Raw genomic sequence first — 20,290 nt, forward strand, 5'->3', positions numbered from 1 at the left:
GCGGAATCTCGACAAAAAACGCGGTTTCAGCAACATTTTTCTTGTATGGATGTGGGTTTTTGTGTGTTGATGTGGGAAAGTTGCTGAATAGGGCGCATCAGTGAAGGAACAACACACCCATTCCCATCGCGAATTAGAGCTGCTGACGGCATTGCGACGCTTGGGGGGGTCTGCGCGTTCGGCGGATCTGGCGAAACTGCTGGATGTTTCGGAAGAAACTGTCCGCCGTGTCATCAAATCCCTGTCCAAATCCGGCTCGGTCGAACGCGTTCACGGCGGTGCCTATATTGCCGGAACACATAGCGACCCCAGCTTCTTTCGTCGCATTGCGCAGCATGCCGGTGAAAAGCGCGTTATCGCCGCCGGGATCGCATCAGAGATCGACGATGGAATGACCGTTTTCCTTGACGTCGGATCCACCACCGCCTTCGTTGCGGAGGAACTGCGCGCGCGCCGGCAACTGACGGTGGTGACAAACTCGATCGGCGTGGCGCAGACATTGGTCAGCCACAACAGCAATCGCGTTCATTTTCTGGGCGGAGAGATGCAAAGCGATGAGCGCGGCACTTTTGGGCATGTCACGCGACAGCAAGCGCGCCGCTTCGCCTGCGATGTCGGCATGCTGAGCGTCGATGCCGTGTCGGCTAAGCGCGGGTTCCTGTATGAAAACGCCGCCGAAGCTGCGTTGGCCGAGGTGGTTGCAGAATGCTCCGAGACGTTGGTTGTTGGGATGGACCACTTCAAGTTCAACGAAAAGGCGCCGCATTGCGGGATGACACCAGAACGCGTTGATCGGGTCTACACCGACATTGAACCGACGGGTGCGCTGGCCGCATCGCTTCGCGAATGGGGCATCAAGGTGGTGAGGTGTGGCGCGGCGTGATGACGAATAACCTGACAACGAAAACCGACCTGACGACCCATGCGCTTTGCGTCGCGAAAATCGCGGCAAAGACGGCGCGCGGCTATTTTCGCGGCAAGCTTGGTGTCGAGTTCAAGGCCGATGAAAGTCCGGTCACCCAAGCCGATAAGGCTGTCGAGGCAGACGTGCGCGCATATCTAAGAACGCACTTCCCTGATCACGGGATCTTCGGTGAAGAACAGGGCGTCGAGGGTGCGGACTGTGCCGAGCAGTGGATTGTCGATCCAATTGATGGCACTCGGTCGTTCCTGTCAGGCCATCCGCTGTTCGGTTTTCTACTGGCCCATATGCGCAAAGGGCAGGTCGATCTTGGTGTCATTGGGATGCCAGCGCTGGACGAGGTGTTCGTTGGAACCGCATGGGGCGGCGCGACCTTGAATGGCGCACCGATCCGTGTGTCGGGCACCACGCGGCTGCGGGATGCAGTGCTATATGTCAATGAGGGCGACAAGATACACGACCGTCACAGCGCCTTGTTTGCCCGCTTGATGCAGCAAGGTCAGACCCGCCGGTTTGCCTATGACTGCTATCCGCACGCGTTGCTGGCGGCAGGGCATGTCGATGCGGTTGTGGATTACGACTTGCAACCCTATGACTTCTTGCCGGTGCAGGCGGTGGTCGAAGCCGCGGGCGGCGTCATTACGGACTGGGCTGGCCAACCGCTGACCTTGCAATCAGACGGAAGCGTCATCGCGGCGGCGACACGGGCATTGCACGCGGAACTACTTGAAATTGTGCGGGCGGGTTGAACCATGGCAATACTGAGCTTTCTTGTTCAACTGACCGGGGCAACGATGTTGCTTCTGTTTGCGGTGCGCATGGTCCGAACAGGGATCGAGCGCAGCTACGGCGCGTCTTTCCAGCGCATGCTAACCGGGCAAAGCAGCATGATGGCAGCAAGTGCGACCGGTGTCATTCTTGCGGTGGTGCTGCAAAGTTCGGCTGCGGTTGCGTTGCTGGCAGCGGGGTTCGCGTCGGGTGGTTACCTTGCCTTCCCTGCCGGGCTTGCGATCGTGTTGGGGGGCGACCTTGGGTCCGCTTTGATCATTCAGGTCCTGTCCTTCCAGTTGGATTGGCTTGTGCCTGTCCTGCTGGCGGTTGGGGGATGGCTCTTCGTCAAGACAGAGGGCCGGGTGTGGCGGCAGGCGGGTCGTATCCTGATGGGGATCGCCTTCATCCTGATCGCGCTGCGGTTTCTGCGCGAGGCGATGGACCCGATCCGTGACAGCGCCTTCTTGCCCGCCATCGCCAACTATCTGGCGCGCGATTTTATCACGGCGTTTCTTGTGGGGGCGGCGCTGGCCTTTGTGATGCACAGTTCCGTCGCCGCAATCCTGATGTGCGTGACCCTTGTGCAGATCGACGCGGTGCCCTTTTCGGCCGGGCTTTCGTTGGTGCTGGGCGCAAATTTCGGCTCCGCCTTCATACCGGTTTGGCTGACCCGCAGTCTGGATGTGCGCACCCGGCGCATTCCGGTTGCCAATCTGGTGCTAAGGGGATGCTGGGCCGTGATCGTCCTGTTTGCTGCGAATTTCGCGTTGCGCGGCGGCTGGGTCAGTCTGCCAGAAACCGGGCAGGGGCTTGTGCTGGCCCATATTGCGTTCAACGCGTCGCTTCTGCTGATCGCTTTGCCCTTCGTGAAGGTGCTTGAAGCCCCTGTGCGCGCCATGATGCCCAACGTTTTGAAAGCCCCGACGGACCCCCGCCTAGCGCTGCACGAAATCAGCGCCTTGGACCCCGAGAATGTCGGGCCACCTGCGCAGGCGCTTTCGAGCCTCAAGAAAGAACTGCTGCGGATGACCGATCTGGTCGAGGTCATGTTTCGCCCTGCGCTAGAGCTGTATCGCAACAGAGATTTGGCCCGGATCAAAGCGGTGCAGGCGCTTGATGATGACGTGAACGCTTGTCTTGCCGGGATCAGAGACTTCGTCGCGGTGATCCCACAGAAGGAATTCGGCAAGGAGAATGCAAAGCTTGCCCGTGACCTGATGGAATATGCGATCCGGCTTGAGACCGCGGGCGACGTGGTCGCCAAGCGACTGGCCGTGCTGGCGCGCGAAATGTGCAAGGAGCGAACGCATTTTTCGCAAGAAGGATGGAATGAATTGGTGCGCATGCATGAAAGCATCCTTGCCAATATGAAGCTTGCCTCAAACGTGTTGATGTCTGACGATCTGGAAAGCGCGCGCCTGCTCAGCCTTGAAAAGACCGAGTTGAAACAGGCGGAACGGCGAAGCCGAAAGCGGCATTTGAAGCGCTTGCAAGACGGTAAAGTGAATAGTTTTGAGACCAGCGACATCCATCTGGAAACCCTGCGCGCCCTGCGTGAATTCAACAGCCATATTGCAGCGGTCGCCTATCCGGTGCTCTATCGAAACGGTCAACTGCTTGAAACACGGCTGATCGAGGATATGCCCGAAGCAGGGTCCTGATCCCTGTGGCCACGAAGAAGGAGAAGCCGCAATGGCTCAGACACTGAGTTTAGAAGACCTGAAAGCGCAAGTGACTGCGGGCGATGTCGATACCGTTCTGGTTTGCCTTGTGGACATGCAGGGCCGACTGATGGGCAAGCGGTTCCATGCGGGTCATTTCGTGGCAGGCGCTTGGCGCGAAACCCATTGCTGCAATTATCTGCTGGCGACCGATCTGGAAATGGCGACCCCAGATGGCTATGCCGCGACCAGCTGGGAAAGTGGTTATGGCGACTATGTCATGAAACCCGACCTAGACACATTGCGACCGGTGCCATGGTTGGAAGCGACTGTGATGGTATTGTGCGACGTGCTGGATCACCACACCCACGAAGAGGTGCCTCATTCGCCGCGCGCCATCCTGAAGCGGCAGGTCGCGCGGCTGTCAGCGATGGGGTTCGACGCCATGATCGCCACAGAGCTCGAGTTCTTCTTGTTCGAGAAAAGCTTTGACGAAATTCGCAAGGAAGGGTTCCGCGACCTTGCACCGATCTCTGGTTACAACGAGGATTATCACATCCTTCAGACCACGAAAGAGGAACACGTGATGCGGCCGATCCGCAACCACCTCTGGAATGCCGGTCTGCCGGTCGAAAACACCAAAGGCGAAGCCGAGGCCGGTCAGGAAGAGTTGAATATCAAATATGCGCCGGCCATGGACACGGCGGCGTATCACACGATTGCCAAACACGCGGTCAAAGAAATCGCGTGGCAGCATGGGCATGCAGCGACCTTCTTGCCAAAGTGGCACCATGACCGGGTGGGCAGTTCGTCCCATGTTCACATGTCGTTGTGGCGCGATGGCGCCCCCGCGTTCAAGGATGCGAACGACAAGCTTGGCATGTCAGTGCTGATGAAACACTACATGGCCGGTTTGCTGAAATACGCCCCCGACTACACGTTTTTCATGGCCCCCTATATCAACAGCTACAAGCGTTTCATGAAGGGCACCTTCGCCCCCACCCGGATCATCTGGTCCGTGGATAACCGCACCGCTGGTTTTCGACTGTGTGGTGAAGGCACCAACGCCGTGCGTGTCGAATGCCGCATTCCGGGGTCGGACATGAACCCCTATCTGGCGATTGCCGGCATGTTGGCGGCAGGACTTGCCGGGATCGAGGAAAAGCTGACCCTTCAGCCGCCCACCAAGGGAGATGTCTATCAAGGCGAGAGCGGTATGATCCCGGGCAACCTGCGCGACGCGCGCGAAGCTCTGCTTGGGTCGGACATGCTGCGCTCTGCGATGGGCGACGATGTGGTGGACCACTACGCCCGAACCGCAGAGGTCGAGATAGAAGAATTTGAACGCATCGTCACGGATTGGGAAGTCGCGCGCGGGTTTGAGCGGGCATAGGCGCATCACCCCTTCTGCGGCGTCTACAGACCCATTTTGGTCGCACTACGGGGCTTGCATTATTGAACGAGGATCATATGGCACAGACACTCACATGCGTCTCACCGATTGACGGGTCGGCTTATGCAACGCGCGAGACATTGGCGATTGAGGATGCGTTGGCAGTTGCGCAGCGCGCGCGCGACGCGCAGGCGGCATGGGCTGCGCGCCCGTTGCAGGACCGGATTGACCTTGTGCTGGCAGGCGTCGCAGCCGTCGGCGCAATGAATGACGAGATCGTGCCAGAGCTTGCCCAGATGATGGGTCGCCCGGTGCGCTATGGTGGCGAGTTCGGTGGCTTCAACGAACGCGCGACGCATATGGCCGCAATCGCAGCCGAGGCATTGGCGGATATTGAGGTCGGCGAAGACGCGACCTTCAAGCGCTATATCAAACGCATCCCGCACGGCGTGGTTTTTGTCGTGGCCCCGTGGAATTATCCTTACATGACGGCAATCAACACGGTCGCGCCAGCATTGATTGCAGGCAACACCGTGGTGCTGAAACACGCAACACAGACCCTGTTGGTTGGTGAACGGATGGAAGCCGCCTTTCGCGCGGCAGGCCTTCCCGATGGTGTGTTTCAAAACATCTTCCTGTCGCACGATGTCACCAATGATCTGATCGCTGGCAATGCGTTCGACTTCGTGAACTTCACCGGTTCGGTCGGTGGCGGGCAGGCGATGGAGCGCGCCGCCGCAGGCACTTTCACCGGCGTGGGCACCGAGCTTGGCGGCAAAGACCCCGGCTATGTGATGGACGACGCCGATCTGGAGGCGGCAGCGGAAACCCTGATCGACGGGGCGATGTTCAACGCGGGCCAGTGCTGCTGTGGGATTGAACGGATCTATGTGCATGAGAGCCTGTTTGATGCGTTCGTCGCCAAGGCCGTTGAGATCGTGAAAGGCTACAAACTGGGCAATCCGCTGGACCCGAAAACCACGCTTGGCCCGATGGCAAATGTGCGCTTTGCTTCCGAGGTGCGCGCCCAGATTGCCGAAGCGTTGGCGGACGGCGCAAAGGCCCATATCGACCCGTTCACCGAAGATGACGGCGGCGCGTATCTGACGCCTCAGATTCTGACCAATGTCACCCACGACATGCGCGTGATGCGCGACGAAAGCTTTGGCCCGGTAGTCGGTATCATGCCCGTCAAAGACGACGCCGAGGCGATCCGCCTGATGAATGACAGCGAATTTGGTTTGACCGCGTCGCTCTGGACCCGTGACCTTGAGCGTGCGCAATCAGTTGGCGATCAGGTCGAAACCGGCACGGTCTTTATGAACCGCGCAGATTATCTTGATCCAGGCCTGTGCTGGACCGGTTGCAAAAACACGGGGCGTGGCGGCGGGTTGTCGGTGATCGGCTATCAGAACCTCACCCGTCCGAAATCCTATCATCTGAAAAAGGTAACGACATGAGCCTTGTTGGAAATTGGTCCTACCCGACCGCGATCAGGTTTGGCGCAGGCCGGATAAATGAATTGCCTGACGCTTGTGCGAAGGCCGGGATGAAACGCCCGCTTCTGGTAACGGATAAAGGGTTGGCGGACCTTCCGATCACCAAAGCCGCGCTGGACACCATCAAGGCCGCCGGGCTGGGGCGCGGGTTGTTCAGTGACGTCGATCCAAACCCGTCCGAGGTGAACCTTTATGCTGGCGTCGAGGCCTTCAAAGCCGGAGGCCATGACGGTGTGATCGCCTTCGGCGGCGGATCGGGGCTGGACCTGGGCAAGATGGTTGCCTTTATGTCCGGCCAGACACGCCCTCTTTGGGATTTCGAAGATATCGGCGATTGGTGGACCCGCGCCGACCCGGACGCAATAGCCCCGATCATCGCCGTGCCCACCACGGCGGGAACCGGGTCCGAGGTTGGGCGGGCAGCCATCATCACCAACTCGGTGACGCATGAGAAGAAGATCATCTTTCATCCAAAGGTGCTGCCCTCGGTGGTCATTTGCGACCCCGAATTGACCGTAGGTATGCCCAGGTTCATCACCGCCGGCACCGGTCTGGATGCCTTTGCCCACTGCGTCGAGGCCTACTCCAGCCCGCACTATCACCCAATGAGCCAGGGCATTGCCCTTGAAGGTATGCGGCTGGTCATCGACTATCTGCCGCGCGCTTATGCCGACGGCACCGATATCGAAGCGCGTGGTCAGTTGATGAGCGCCGCCGCGATGGGCGCCACGGCGTTTCAAAAAGGGCTTGGCGCCATTCATGCGCTCAGCCATCCGGTCGGGGCGATCTTCAACACCCACCACGGAACAACCAACGCCGTCTGCATGCCTGCCGTGCTGGCGTTCAATGCCCCAGCCATCAAAGATCGCTTTGACCGTGCCGCCGGATTTCTGGGCATCGCAGGTGGCTTCGAAGGGTTTCAGGCATTCGTCCAGCAGTTCAATGACAGCTTCGGCATCCCGCGCAAGCTGGGTGAGCTTGGCGTCACGCGAGACAAGATCGATGCGCTTGTCCAAGGGGCGATCAAGGACCCGTCCTGTGGCGGAAATCCAATCGAGTTGACCGAAGAAAACCTGCGAACGCTTTTTGAGCAGGTCATCTGATGCAGGCGTCGGACCGGCAAAAAGTTGACGGGCGAAGTGTTGACACGTGATGCAAACGGGCGTGACACTTGGTCCATTGTAACGTGGACACATGCTCACAGTGTCGATTCTTGGTGAATCCAACCGCCGATATGCGTTCGATGTGAAAAGCGTGTGGCACGGTTTGAACGATGGGGGGAACAACAATTTCGGTCCTGACAGCGCACCATGCGGACACGCCCGGACAAGTGCCTGCTGATCTTGGTATGAACTGGACTGAACTAGCGGTCCAAGCTGGTGCTATTTTGGTCGGCACTATTGGCAAAGACTGCCAACATAAAAAAACAAAAACCAACGGGAGACTACTATGACAACCAAAACACAGTTCAGCAGACGTTCCGTGCTGAAAGGCGCGACCACGGTCGGCGCTGCAGCCTTGGCGACACCGATGTTTGTGAAAAACGCATTGGCATCGTCGGGTGAGGTTAACATCCTGATGTGGTCGGACTACCTGCCGCCCGAGTTTATCGCAGGCTTTGAAGCGGAAACCGGCATCAAGGTGAATTATACCGGGATCGGCTCGAACGAAGAAATCATCAACAAGATGAAGGCCACCAAAGGTCAGGGCTTCGACATCATCTCGCCGACCAACAACCGGTCGCTTCAGTGGGGGCCGCTTGAGCTTCTGCAACCGTTCGATCTGTCGAAGGTCAACATTGATGCGGTGAACCCGGCAATGGCCAAAATCGGCACCGACGCATGGAACTTCGGGGATGCAGGCGCCCATTGGCTGCCGCATATCTGGGGCACTGAAGGCATTGCCTATCGCACCGACCTGTGGCTGCCTGCTGGTGACGCGCCAAGCTACGGTGACGTATGGTCGGAAGAAAACGCTGGCAAGACCATGGGCCGTGCGCATTCGATGATGCTGGGTGCTGGCCTGTATATGGAAGCGTCGGGCGAGATGGAGCCGGGCTCGATCTGGTCGGCTTATGAAGACGAAGAAACCATGCGCAAGGTTTGGGGTCAGGTCACCGATTGGTGCGTTGCCCGCAAGGACCGCATCAAACTGATCTGGAACGATGCTGACACCCAGAAGAACGGTCTTTTGAACGAAGGTGTCGTGGTCGGCCAGACTTGGGATGGTCCGCCGCTGGCGCTTAAGTCCGCTGGCGAACCTGTGCATTACCAAGCGCCGGTCGAAGGTGCGATGGCATGGGTTGACGGCATGTCGATGCCGGTCGGTGCCGAGAACATGGACCAGATCTATGCCTTCATCGAATATGCCTATCGTCAGGAGCCTGCGGGCGTTGCGATTGACAGCCATGGCTATAACTCGCCCGTTCTTGGGGCGGACACCTATTCGGGTGACACCTACAAGAAAAACTTCTCGGAAGCCTATCCGGGTGAAAGCCTGGCCAACCTGAACCCATGGCCTGCCGAAGCACCTTGGTATGCCGATGTGCGGACCGAGTTCGTCAACAAGTTCAAGAGCGCCTGATCGCCTTGAAACAGCGTTCCCCTGCCTGTGGGCGGGGGAGCGTCACACATCAGACTGAAACGTTGAACACGGAGCCGCGCCCCGCAAGAAGGGTGTGACCAATCCGTGCATGGGGAGAAGCCATATGAGTGCCGGAGTAGGCGTCGATCTCGAAAATCTGTGGATCCGCTTTGGGGATTTCGTCGCCGTGCGCGACGCGAATGTGCACATCAAGGGGGGCGATTTCTTTTCGTTCCTTGGGCCGTCGGGCTGTGGCAAGACCACCATCCTGCGCGCTGTGTCCGGGTTTCTTGAACCCAGCGAAGGCAATGTGCTGATTGGCGGCAACAACATGAAGGGCATCGGGCCGAACAAGCGCCCGACGGCTTTGATCTTCCAGAACCTTGCCCTGTTCCCGCTGATGAAGGTGTGGGAGAATATCTCGTTCTCGATGGAAATTGCGGGCGCGTCTGCCAAGGAACGTCGCAAGCGTGCCGATGAATTGCTGGACATGATTGCCCTGTCTGACCAAGGTGACAAACTGCCCAGCGAGCTTTCCGGCGGCCAACGCCAACGCGTGGCGATTGCCCGCGCACTGTGTGCTGAACCCGATGTGCTGCTGCTGGACGAACCCCTGTCCGCGCTTGATCTGAAGCTACGCCAACACATGCGCACCGAGCTGCGCGAAATCCAGAAACGCGTCGGCATCACATTCATCTACATCACTCACGATCAGGGCGAGGCGCTGACCATGTCAGACGACATCGCCGTGATGCGCGCGGGTGTCATTGACCAGATCGGTGATGGCAAGACGATCTATAACGATCCCGCCACCGCCTTCGCCGCCTCCTTCGTTGGCGAGAACAACGTGTTCCGGGGCAAGGTGCTTGAGGTCAATGGAAACGAGGCGCTGATCCGCACCAATCGGTCGGGCGACCTACGGTCGCGTATCTCGACGGCGAATTTGGGCAAGCTGGCGGTTGGCGACGACGCGATGATGTTCATCCGGCCCGAAGCGCTGGACCTTGCCCCGACAGGGACCAAGGGTGAAAACTTCGTGACCGCGCAAGTGACGCATGAGGAGTTTGAAGGCAACACCTTCAACATCTTCATGGAAGGTGACGGCGGCAAGGAAATCAAAGTCGCGATCCCCAATCACGGTCAATCCTTCGACGATCACACCGGGCAAGCCATGACGCTGGAATACGAGGTCGACAACGCTGTTGCCGTCCCCGCCGGCGAACTGGCCGCGGAATAGGGAGCGTCAGTCATGCCGAGTTTCCTGAAAGACTTCTTCAATCGGAACGGCACGTTGATGGGGTCGTTGATGCTGGGTCTGGTCCTGTTCTGGACCGTCGGTCTGATCATCCTGCCGCAACTGTCGATGCTCGATTTCTCGTTCCGTCCGAACCTGCCCCCGCCTGAAATTGGTGGGCCAAAGGATGTCTATACGCTTGAGAACTACAAGTATCTGGTCTTCGGACCGGAAGGGGGCAGTCAGGATTACAACGCGGTCGACCTGAAGGTCTTTTTCCGCACTCTGGTCGCGGCTGTCTGCGTGACCATCTTCAACCTGATCCTGTGTTATCCGATCGCGTATTATCTGGGCCAGACCAAGGGCAATCACATCCGTATCCTCGCCCTGATGCTGATTATCCCCTATTGGATCAACGAAATCTTACGCGCCTTTGCGCTGCGGATCATCTTTGGCGAAAGCGGGGTGCTGAACACTATTCTGGTCGGCTCCGGGATATTCGACACGCCGTTTGACTTCATCCGCAACGATATTGCGCTCTATGCCGGTCTTGGATACGCCTATATCCTGCTGATGATCTTCCCGATCTACAACGTGATCGAAAGCCTTGATCACAACCAGATCGAGGCCGCGCGCGACCTTGGCGCCCCTTGGTGGCGCATCCATAAACGCGTTGTGATTCCCTATGCCAAACCCGGCATCAGTTCGGGCTGCACGATGGTCTTCATGCTGTCTGCCGGGGCACTGGCCGCGCCGCAGATCCTTGGCGGGCCATCCAGTCTGTGGTTCACCCAGCTGATTTACCAGCAGTTCAATGACAATAGCGACTGGCCACAAGGCGCGGCCTATGCGGTAGTGCTTCTGGTGACCTGTATCCTTCTGGTCCTTGCGGTCATGCGGCTGTTCAAGGTGAACATGGGGGATATCGGCAAATGAACAATTCCATTATCCGTATCTCGATCTGGGTCTATCTGGCGATCTTCTTTATCTATCTGCTGGGCCCGCTTGTGATCATGTCGATCACTGCGTTCAACTCGCCCAGCTTTCCGCGCGCCACCCCTTGGGAATGCTTGACCTTCGAATGGTTCTCGGCCCTGTTTCAGGACGAGCGCATCCTGAACGGCATCAAGAACTCGATCCTTGTGGGGATCGGCACGATCATCCTGTCGGTGTCGATGGGACTGGCCGGCGCGCTGATGCTAACGCAAATCTGGCCCAAACTGCGCGCGACCTATTACACGATCATCATCGCGCCGATCCTGATCCCCGGCGTGGTGCTTGGCATCTCGACACTGGTCTTCTGGGACCGCATCAACCGGATGCTGGGTCTGGGGGCGGATAGCTTCCTGTCAAATGGCCTGTTTCTGACCATCATCGGTCAGTCCACCTTCATCGCCAGCTATTGCATGTTGGTTCTTGTGGCCCGTCTGCAACGCTATGACCTGGCCCTGACCGAAGCCGCATTGGATTTGGGCGCAACCCATGCCCAAGCATTTCGCAAGATACTTCTGCCCTTCATGCGCCCGGCGCTTGCATCGGCGGCGGTGCTGGCGTTTCTGGCCTCGTTCGAGAACTACAACACCACCACCTTTACCTTCGGCGAATACCCGACGCTGACGATCGAACTGGCGCAGAAAGTGCGTTACGGCATCACGCCTGCGATCTCGGCTTTGGCGTTCATGATCGTTGTGCTGACCGTCTTCGCGGCCCTGTTCAACGAGGCCAACATCAAGCGCAAAGAGGTCATCGCCAAAGCGCGAAAAGAAGGTGCGACGGTTGGCGATGTGACCAGCGGCGTCAAACTGCCCGGTTTCTTCACCGGTAATGCAGCCGCCATCACGTTGGTTGTCTTTGCTGTCGCGACCATCGCGGTGATCGGCACCGCAACGGTTTATAGCCCCAAGCAGTGCATTGCCAATGTGCAGGAACAGAAGCGGCTGGAAACCCAAAAGCGCATCCAGGAACTGCGCGATCAACGCAAGCGTGACGCCGAGGCCGCTGGTCAGGCGGGTGGCGCGACCGGGGCCGCAAAACCGTCAAACAACTCGGGTTTTGGCGGCGTCTTTGCACCGGGAACGCTTCAGGGTGGGGATCAGGGCACAGCCCCTGCTGATGATGCGGGGTCGTCAAACAACTCTGGCTTCGGAGGTGTCTTTGCCCCCAACAACATCAATGGCGCTGACAACTGATCCAAAGAGGTCGAAATGAAGCAAAGGCCCGGACTTGTGCCGGGCCTTTTCAGTTGCTGGGCTAATTGATTAAAGCTCGTGCGCCCAAGGCGGGTTTGCCCCCGCGCGCGCGACCGTAACGGCCGCAACCTGTGCCCCATGGACCAACGCCTCGCGCAGTGTGTCTTCTGGCAAGGCTTTCAACGCCTCTTTGGTCAGCGCACCCAGTTCAGACAGCCTGGCAACCACGCCTGCATTGAACGTGTCGCCCGCGCCAACCGTATCAACGATCGTTGCTTTTTGGGCGGGCACGTCGACCACCCCGCCGCCGCGCAGGAACCCGATCGCGCCTTCGCCGCCGCGCGTCACGATCAGCACCGAAGGGCCGGATGCCAAGATCCGCCCAGCTTTCTGCGCCAACGAGCCTTGGTCGGTGTCGATCCAGTCCAGATCTTCGTTCGACACTTTTATGATGTCGGCGCATTCGATCATGGACGCCAGGCGCGCGCGAAACCGGGCTTCGTCGCGGATAAACCCGGGGCGAATATTGGGGTCGATTATCACCGCGCGGTTGGCACCTTCTCGCGCCACGAGCGCGGCATAGGCATCTGCGCCAGGTTCGCATGCAAGGCTTATGCCACCAAAATAAAGCGCCGAAACCTGCGCGGAGAGGGCGGGCATATCATCTGGCGTCAACATACGCCCGGCGGTGTTTTCATCGAAAAAGGAATATGTCGCGTGCCCGTTGGTCAGCTGAACAAATGCCAGCGTCGTGGGGCGATCAGAGGTGATCACGTGCGAGGTGTCCACGTGACTGTCCGTGAGGGCCGCGCGCAGTTGCTGGCCAAACATGTCGGTTGAAAGCCCCGTCAGCATCCCCACTTCGGCACCAAGGCGTCCAAGTGCAATGGCGGTGTTGAAGACAGCGCCGCCCGCATGGGGCACGAAGCCGTCACGCCCGGTCGTCGTGGGGGCGGGGATCATGTCGATCAGGGCCTCTCCGCAACACAAGATCATACGCTACCTGTTCCTCGTCGGCCCGCCATTGGGGTCGGCTTCTCGCCCATTTTCCCACAACGCGCGCGCGGCCTGTCTGATGCTTTCGCGTGACGGCATGGTTGCCGCATAGGCGGGGCCCGTGGCGATGAAGCAATCCTGCGCAGCATGGCGCGCATGGGCAAGGTCGCAGTTCTCGTGAAGAAACGCCATCAGAGCCTCGGACAGACTTCCAGTCGCGCGGCATTCGTCCACGATAAGAACCTTTTCAGCGCCAGCCAGCGCCGACAGAATGCCGGCTTGCGGCAATGGGGCCACCCAACGAAGGTCAATGATCCGGGTTTCGATGCCCTCGGCGCTCAGGTCTTCGGCGGCCTGCCGGGACAGATACCGCCCATTGCCATAGGTCAGGATGGCAAGCGGTCCGTCACCTTCGACGCCGACCTCGCCCAAACCGATCCGCTGGTCAGGGGCGGGATACCGGGACATCCAGCCCCCATCCTTTTCAAGCAACAGATCACGCATCGGATAGAGCGCAATGGGTTCGATGAACACTACGACGCGTTGTTCTTCGCGCGCCAGTCGAACGCATTCGCGCAACATCATCGCGGCCTCGTCCCCGCGTGATGGGCACGCGACCACAAGGCCGGGAATATCGCGCAGAACCGCAAACGAGTTGTCGTTGTGAAAATGCCCACCGAAGCCCTTTTGATACCCCAACCCAGCAATGCGGACGACCATGGGGTTGGTGAACTGCCCGTTGGAAAAGAATGGCAGCGTGGCAGCCTCGCCCCGGATCTGGTCCTCGGCGTTATGCAGGTAGGCCAGAAACTGAATCTCGGGCATCGGGATAAATCCGTTATGCGCGGCGCCAATGGCCAGCCCGAGAATGGATTGCTCGTCCAGAAGGGTATCAATCACCCGGCTGGGACCGAACCGCTGGATCAGCTTTTGGGTGACGCCATAGACCCCACCTTTGCGCCCAATGTCTTCGCCCATTGTGATGATTTCGGGGTGGTCCAGCATCAGGTCAGTTAGCGCCCAGTTGATCAGCCTATTCATGGGCTGAGGGCTGTCTATCTGGCCGATGTCTGCCCCAAAAGCTGCCGCTCGCGCCTCTGGCGTCGGGCCATTGCCCGGCGTGCAATCGCGAGGGGATGGGATCAGCGACGCGCTGACCTGCTCTGCTGTCTCAAGACGTGGGCGTGTCACCACCTCTGCCGCAGTTTCTGCGCAGATGGTTTCGGCGTCGCGATACAGGCGTAACACCTCGTCTTGTGTCAGCACACGTTTGTCGATCAGCAGGCGGGCGGAGTGCAAAAGGGGGTCGTCTGCCTCCCAGCTCTCGAACACGTCTTTCGGAAGATAGGCGTGCTGAAGGTCGGACCCCGCATGCCCGTAAAGGCGCACGACCGACAGATGCAGAAATGCCGGCTTGCGCTGGGTGCGCACATAGTCCGCCGCGTCTTGGGCCACCCGGAAGGTCTGGTAGATATCCAGCCCATTTGCATCGAAATACTTCAAACCCGGTTGGTTGGAAAAGTTTGCAGCGATCCAACCCGTCGGGGTGCGGGTCGAGATGCCGATCCCGTTATCTTCGCACACGAACAGAAGGGGCAGGGGCACCGATTGGCAGGAGGTCCATCGCGCCGCATTGATCGCGCCTTGGGCGGTCGAGTGGTTGGCCGAGGCATCCCCAAACGAGCACAAGACAATGCCATCATCGGCCAGCACTTTGTGTTCGGGTGGATTTCGCTTGGCCAGACCAATGGAATACGCAGCACCCACCGCCTTGGGCAGGTGGCTTGCAATCGTCGAGGTCTGGGGTGGAATGGCCAGAGCTTTCGAGCCCAAGACCTTGTGACGCCCGCCGCTGATCGGGTCGTCGGCCGAGGTCGCAAAAGACAACAGCATATCCCGCGCAGCGTTCGTTCCCGGCACCTGGCTTGACCGCATCGCCTGAAAGGCACCATCGCGGTAATGAAGGAACGCCATGTCTTTCGGCCGGACCGCGGCGGCGACCGCGGCCATGCCTTCGTGGCCCGAAGACCCAATCGTATAGTAACCCTGACCCGCAGCCTGCATCTTGCGCGACTGCCGGTCCAGATTTCGGCTCAGGCATTGCGCGCGAAAGATTTCCACCGCCTCCGTGCCTTCAAGCGGTCCAGATGGCGCCTCGCCATGCGGGAAATCCCCGGCCAAAACCCGGTCACGAAAAGCCTGGTCGACGACATCCGCGCGATCCATGCGATTTCTCCTTTGATTTGGGCCTGACAGTCACAAGGGTGTCACATGGGTGCATGATGATTGGCACCAAAGCGAACGAGGTTTCGCCCGAATGCATCAACACGCGCGCAGAAATGCAAATGGAAAATACCAACCAGCCGCAAAGTGTAATCGAGCCAGCCGCCACACGTCACCGGCACGGCGCTACGGTCAGGCGTGGTGAGCCCGCATATGACTCAATCCGAAAAGGTCAGCTGAGGGGCGATTAAGTCACTGAAGTATTTATATTAAAACGAAGATCGCCGCCGTCTCAACCGGCGGGCCCTTTTCTTGATCGGTGAAGCACCGGCAAAAAACTGACGAACAAATGTGCTGCCTGGCTGCTATTGCTATAGGCTGGGCTAATCATGTGGTAGGTTTAATCGATTTTTCTTGTCGCCACAAACTGCCAAACTGGTCGCACCAAAAAACAGCGACGCGATTAATCAGCGATTGCTTGCAAAACAAAAGACCAACAGAGGAGAAACAGATGAAGTATCTAACGACAACATTTACGTCGTTGGTGGCGGGGGCTCTTCTTGCCACGGCTGCCGTCGCAGAGACGGAACTGACCGTTTACACCGCGGTCGAGGCCGAAGATCTTGCCCGTTACGCCGAAACGTTTAACCAAAGCCACCCGGACATCAAGATCAACTGGGTGCGCGATTCCACCGGGATCATCACCGCAAAGCTGCTTGCCGAACGTGACAACCCACAGGCAGATGTTGTCTGGGGGCTGGCGGCAACGTCGCTTTTGCTTCTGAAATCCGAAGGCATGTTGGAACCTTACGCGCCAGCAGGGGTCGAAAACCTTGATCCGAAATTTGTGGATGGCGACACCCCACCGGCATGGGTCGGGATGGACGCTTGGGTCGCGGCGGTCTGCTACAACACTGTCGAGGCTGAGAAAGCCGGGCTAACGCCGCCCACGTCGTGGAAGGACCTGACTGATCCGATGTATGCGGGTCACCTTATCATGCCGAACCCAAATTCGTCCGGCACTGGGTTCCTTGACGTTTCCAGCTGGCTGCAACTGTTCGGTGAAGAAGGCGGATGGGAATATATGGACGCGCTGCACGAAAACATAGCGCGCTATACGCATTCCGGCTCGAAACCCTGCAAGCTGGCTGCTTCAGGCGAAATTCCGATCGGTATCTCGTTTGCATTCCGTGGGGCCAAGTCAAAAGCTGCGGGCGCTCCGTTGGAAATCATCGTGCCGTCTGAAGGCGTCGGTTGGGATATGGAAGCCACGGCTATCGTCGCGGGCACGGCCAATCTGGAAGCGGCGCAAACTCTGGTCGACTTCACAGTCACGAAAGAAGCCAACGTGATGTATAACACCGGCTATGCTGTCGTCGCCTATCCGGGCGTTGCGCAACCGGTCGAACACTTCCCCGAAGGTCTTCTGGATGCAATGATCGACAATGACTTCGAATTTGCTGCAAACAACCGGGCTGCGATCCTTAAGGAATGGCAGAGCCGCTATGACGGCAAGTCTGAACCCAAGTCCTGATCGTTTTGAGCGGGGGACAGCATTTGCCCCCCGCTCACTCCAATGCGCTCCCTTCTTTGAAACAAACAGAACAGACCCGGCATAAGCCGGTCGGCACACCTGTACGTGAAAACCGTTGAGGTAAGGATCCACTCCGTGACACAACACCACGCTTCTGATGAAACGTATCTGAGCATTGACAACCTGTGGAAAGCCTTTGGTGCCTTTCTGGCACTGAAAGACATCACACTGGCGGTCAAGAATGGCGAATTTGTTTGCTTCCTCGGGCCTTCCGGCTGCGGCAAGACCACATTGCTGCGCGCGATTGCCGGGTTGGATCTGCAAACCAAGGGCACTGTGATGCAGGGCGGAAAGGATGTGTCGAACCTGCCGCCGTCCGAGCGCGATTTCGGTATTGTCTTCCAGTCGTATGCGTTGTTTCCCAACCTGACGATCGAAAAGAACATCGCCTTTGGTCTGGAAAACACCGGTCGCGGCAAAGCCGAGATTACCGCCCGCGTCGCCGAGTTGCTTGATCTGGTCGGTCTGCCGGAACAAGGAAAGAAATACCCGGCACAGCTTTCTGGTGGTCAACAGCAGCGCATTGCTTTGGCCCGCGCGATTGCAACCAACCCTGGCCTATTGCTGCTGGATGAGCCGCTGTCCGCACTGGATGCCAAGGTGCGCGTTCACCTGCGCCACGAGATCAAGGAGCTTCAACGCAAGCTGGGCGTGACCACCGTCATGGTGACACATGATCAGGAAGAGGCTCTGGCCATGGCTGACCGGATCGTGGTGATGAACCATGGCGTGATCGAACAGGTTGGATCCCCTACCGAGATCTACCGCGAACCCGCCAACTTGTTCGTTGCCGACTTCATTGGCGAAATGAACCAGATCACCTCCACGGTGACCAAGGGCGGGCGGCTCAGCGTCGGGGAAAAGACCTTTGCCTGCCATGAGCACAGCTTCAGCGACGGCACCCCCGTCGTTGCCGCGATCCGCCCCGAAGACATCATACCGCATGAAGAAGGCTATGATGCTGATGATCCCAACCGCAATTGCATCGACGTGCTGTTGCATGAAATGGAATTCCTTGGGTCGTTCTGGCGGTGCCGTTTGCGCAACGAACGGTTCGGCGCCTCAGAACTGATTGCCGATTTTTCGATCAATGCCGTGCGACGCCTCGGGCTTGGTGAAGGCCGGCAGATGGTTATTGAACTTCCGACAGATCGCCTGATGGCGTTTGACCGCCCGGAGGCAAGCTGATGGCCGGAATTTCAGACGCAACACAGATGCCCGCTGGGCCGGTCGTCAAAGGCAAGTTGAGCCGCGACGACATCCTAATGCGCGGCGGCATGATGGTGATCGCGCTTTACCTTATTATCACGCTGGCCTTGCCGCTCTACGCGATGCTGTCCAAGTCCTTTTCGACCTATCGCGTCGAGCTTTCGCAATACGAGTTTCAGATCAGCGACGATGCGGGTGTCTTTGATGGGACCATTCTGAACGCAGAGGTGTTGAACCAGCAAACCGGCGCGATTGACCCGGCCGAACTGAACACCGGGTCCGATGGTCGCTTGCCCGTCACCGGATTGTTTCCCGATTTCAGCTTTCGCAGCCCGGTCATGTATCAGGTCCGCAATACAAGCGACGAGGGTCGTTTTCTTGTCGGATCGACCCTGCAGGATGGAACCGATTGGGTAACGCTTGACAGCAACACCTTCCGCCGCGTGCAGTTGCGACCTGTGAAAGCGACCGGGTTTGACAACTTTATCAACTACTTCTCGACACCCGCGCTGTTCAATTCGATCAAGAACTCTCTGTGGATTGCGGTTATCAGCACGATCGTGACCGTGACCTTGGCGTTTTGGTTCGCCTATGCGCTGAACCGAAGCTGTATGCGTTACAAGGGTGTATTCCGGCTGATCGCCATGGCCCCGATCCTTGTGCCGTCGCTGTTGCCCGGCATCGCGCTGGTCTATCTGTTCGGCAATCAAGGTATCGCGAAAGAGCTTTTGTTCGGGGCCAGCATTTATGGCCCGATTGGGATCGTGATCGGATCCATATTCTTTACGTTCCCACATGCGTTCATGATCATCTCGACCGCGCTGGCGATCTCGGACGCGCGCCTTTACGAAGCTGCCGCCAGTCTGCGGGCCACGCGCTGGCGCACGTTTTGGACGGTGACCATTCCGGGCGCGCGCTATGGCCTGATCTCGGCGGCATTTGTGGTGTTCAACCTTGTGATCACCGATTTCGGACTGCCAAAGGTGATCGGCGGTCAGTTCAACGTGCTGGCGGTGGACATCTACAAACAGGTGATCGGCCAACAGAATTTCGAGATGGGTGCAGTGGTGTCCGTGGTGCTCGTCATCCCGGCCATCTTCGCCTTTGCCATCGACCGATTGGTGCAGTCGAAGCAGGTGGCATTGCTGTCGGCGCGGTCTGTCCCTTATCAGCCGCAACCCAACCAGCGCACGGACTTGATATCGTTCATCTATTGCGCGTTCGTTGGCCTGTTCATCGTGGGTATTCTGGCGATCTGCCAATACGCCGCCCTGATCAAATTCTGGCCCTATGATCTTAGCCTGAGCCTCAACAACTATCAGTTCGACAAGATGGATGGCGGCGGCTGGGCGTCTTACTACAATTCGATCAAACTGGGCCTGTTCACGGCCGTATTCGGCACTGCGATCGTGTTTTTCGGAGCCTATCTGGTCGAGAAAACCAACGGGTTCAGAACTGGCCGCGCGCTCTTTCAGATGTTCGCCATGTTGCCGATGGCCATTCCGGGTATGGTGCTGGGCTTGGCTTACATCTTCTTCTTCAACAGTCCGTCCAACCCGCTGAATGTGATCTACGGCACGATGGCGATCCTTGTGATCTGTTCGGTGACGCACTTTTATACGGTGTCGCACCTGACGGCCGTCACGGCATTGAAGCAGATGGACCGCGAGTTTGAATCGGTCTCCGCGTCGCTGAAGCAGCCCACGATGAAGCTGTTCAGCCGGGTCACTGTGCCAGTCTGCTTGCCGTCGGTCTTGGACATCTCGATCTATCTGTTCGTCAATGCGATGACGACGGTGTCTGCGGTGGTGTTTTTGTATTCGCCCAAGACCTCGTTGGCCTCCATCGCGGTGCTGAACATGGATGATGCGGGTGACATTGCCCCGGCTGCTGCGATGGGGATGATGATCTTCTATACCAACGCGGTTGCGCGGATCATTCACCTGCTGGTTTCAAAAGGTGTGCTGGTCAGAACGCAAGCGTGGCGAACGCGTTGAGCGTGACCTGACAAGCCGC

The 20,290-nt window shown here is 58.3% G+C and carries 15 protein-coding genes; 13 read left to right on the forward strand and 2 right to left on the reverse strand.

Translation table 11 applies throughout. The features are described from left to right. Window positions 1-100 precede the first annotated feature (100 nt). The 10 genes from Q0864_RS07030 to Q0864_RS07075 all read left to right on the forward strand — a co-directional run bounded on the left by Q0864_RS07030 (window position 101) and on the right by Q0864_RS07075 (window position 12,252). A complete protein-coding gene (locus Q0864_RS07030; RefSeq protein ID WP_298567214.1) occupies window positions 101-883 on the forward strand; it encodes a DeoR/GlpR family DNA-binding transcription regulator in 783 nt (260 codons plus the stop codon). Beyond that, on the forward strand, window positions 883-1,671 hold the full coding sequence (locus Q0864_RS07035) for an inositol monophosphatase family protein (protein ID WP_298567216.1): 789 nt from the start codon (window positions 883-885) through the stop codon (window positions 1,669-1,671). The genes Q0864_RS07030 and Q0864_RS07035 overlap by 1 nt, the downstream gene beginning before the upstream one ends. A 3-nt stretch (window positions 1,672-1,674) precedes the next feature. Continuing rightward, window positions 1,675-3,354, forward strand: a complete 1,680-nt coding sequence (locus tag Q0864_RS07040; protein ID WP_298567219.1) for a Na/Pi cotransporter family protein — start codon at window positions 1,675-1,677, stop codon at window positions 3,352-3,354. A gap of 31 nt (window positions 3,355-3,385) precedes the next feature. Then, the gene (locus Q0864_RS07045; RefSeq protein WP_298567222.1) at window positions 3,386-4,747 is read left to right on the forward strand and encodes a glutamine synthetase family protein; all 1,362 of its coding nucleotides are present in this window, start codon (window positions 3,386-3,388) and stop codon (window positions 4,745-4,747) included. A 77-nt stretch (window positions 4,748-4,824) separates the two neighbouring features. Further along, the gene (locus Q0864_RS07050; protein WP_298567226.1) at window positions 4,825-6,207 is read left to right on the forward strand and encodes an aldehyde dehydrogenase family protein; all 1,383 of its coding nucleotides are present in this window, start codon (window positions 4,825-4,827) and stop codon (window positions 6,205-6,207) included. Then, window positions 6,204-7,349: an iron-containing alcohol dehydrogenase gene (locus tag Q0864_RS07055; RefSeq protein WP_298567229.1), complete on the forward strand. Its 1,146-nt coding sequence runs from the start codon at window positions 6,204-6,206 to the stop codon at window positions 7,347-7,349. Before Q0864_RS07050 ends, Q0864_RS07055 begins: the two co-directional genes overlap by 4 nt. Before the next feature lie 346 nt (window positions 7,350-7,695). Beyond that, entirely contained in the window at window positions 7,696-8,829 is a 1,134-nt protein-coding gene (locus Q0864_RS07060; RefSeq protein WP_298567232.1) for an extracellular solute-binding protein, read from the forward strand. A gap of 124 nt (window positions 8,830-8,953) precedes the next feature. After that, entirely contained in the window at window positions 8,954-10,066 is a 1,113-nt protein-coding gene (locus Q0864_RS07065; RefSeq protein ID WP_298567234.1) for an ABC transporter ATP-binding protein, read from the forward strand. 12 nt (window positions 10,067-10,078) lie between these two features. Beyond that, window positions 10,079-10,999 (forward strand): ABC transporter permease, encoded by a 921-nt coding sequence (locus tag Q0864_RS07070; protein WP_248364846.1) that lies wholly within the window; start codon window positions 10,079-10,081, stop codon window positions 10,997-10,999. After that, window positions 10,996-12,252, forward strand: a complete 1,257-nt coding sequence (locus Q0864_RS07075; RefSeq protein ID WP_298567240.1) for an ABC transporter permease — start codon at window positions 10,996-10,998, stop codon at window positions 12,250-12,252. Before Q0864_RS07070 ends, Q0864_RS07075 begins: the two co-directional genes overlap by 4 nt. A 69-nt stretch (window positions 12,253-12,321) precedes the next feature. Here Q0864_RS07075 and Q0864_RS07080 read toward each other — a convergent pair whose 3' ends face one another. Together Q0864_RS07080 and Q0864_RS07085 are read right to left on the reverse strand one after the other, a co-directional pair. Then, window positions 12,322-13,248 carry a carbohydrate kinase gene (locus Q0864_RS07080; RefSeq protein ID WP_298567243.1) on the reverse strand — a complete coding sequence of 309 codons (927 nt, stop codon included), beginning with the start codon at window positions 13,246-13,248 and terminating at the stop codon, window positions 12,322-12,324. A 3-nt stretch (window positions 13,249-13,251) separates the two neighbouring features. Continuing rightward, window positions 13,252-15,474, reverse strand: a complete 2,223-nt coding sequence (locus Q0864_RS07085) for a thiamine pyrophosphate-dependent enzyme (RefSeq protein WP_298567246.1) — start codon at window positions 15,472-15,474, stop codon at window positions 13,252-13,254. Between the two features lie 508 nt (window positions 15,475-15,982). On the opposite strand from Q0864_RS07085, the gene Q0864_RS07090 reads away from it, so the two are divergent. From Q0864_RS07090 to Q0864_RS07100, 3 genes are all read left to right on the forward strand, one after another. Continuing rightward, window positions 15,983-17,005 carry a putative 2-aminoethylphosphonate ABC transporter substrate-binding protein gene (locus tag Q0864_RS07090; protein WP_298567249.1) on the forward strand — a complete coding sequence of 341 codons (1,023 nt, stop codon included), beginning with the start codon at window positions 15,983-15,985 and terminating at the stop codon, window positions 17,003-17,005. 135 nt (window positions 17,006-17,140) lie between these two features. Beyond that, complete coding sequence (locus tag Q0864_RS07095; protein WP_298567252.1) at window positions 17,141-18,253, forward strand: putative 2-aminoethylphosphonate ABC transporter ATP-binding protein; 1,113 nt, start codon at window positions 17,141-17,143, stop codon at window positions 18,251-18,253. Further along, window positions 18,253-20,271: a putative 2-aminoethylphosphonate ABC transporter permease subunit gene (locus Q0864_RS07100; protein WP_298567255.1), complete on the forward strand. Its 2,019-nt coding sequence runs from the start codon at window positions 18,253-18,255 to the stop codon at window positions 20,269-20,271. The genes Q0864_RS07095 and Q0864_RS07100 overlap by 1 nt, the downstream gene beginning before the upstream one ends. Window positions 20,272-20,290: the final 19 nt, after the last annotated feature.

The organism is uncultured Aliiroseovarius sp. (assembly GCF_947497285.1).
GTDB lineage: Bacteria > Pseudomonadota > Alphaproteobacteria > Rhodobacterales > Rhodobacteraceae > Aliiroseovarius.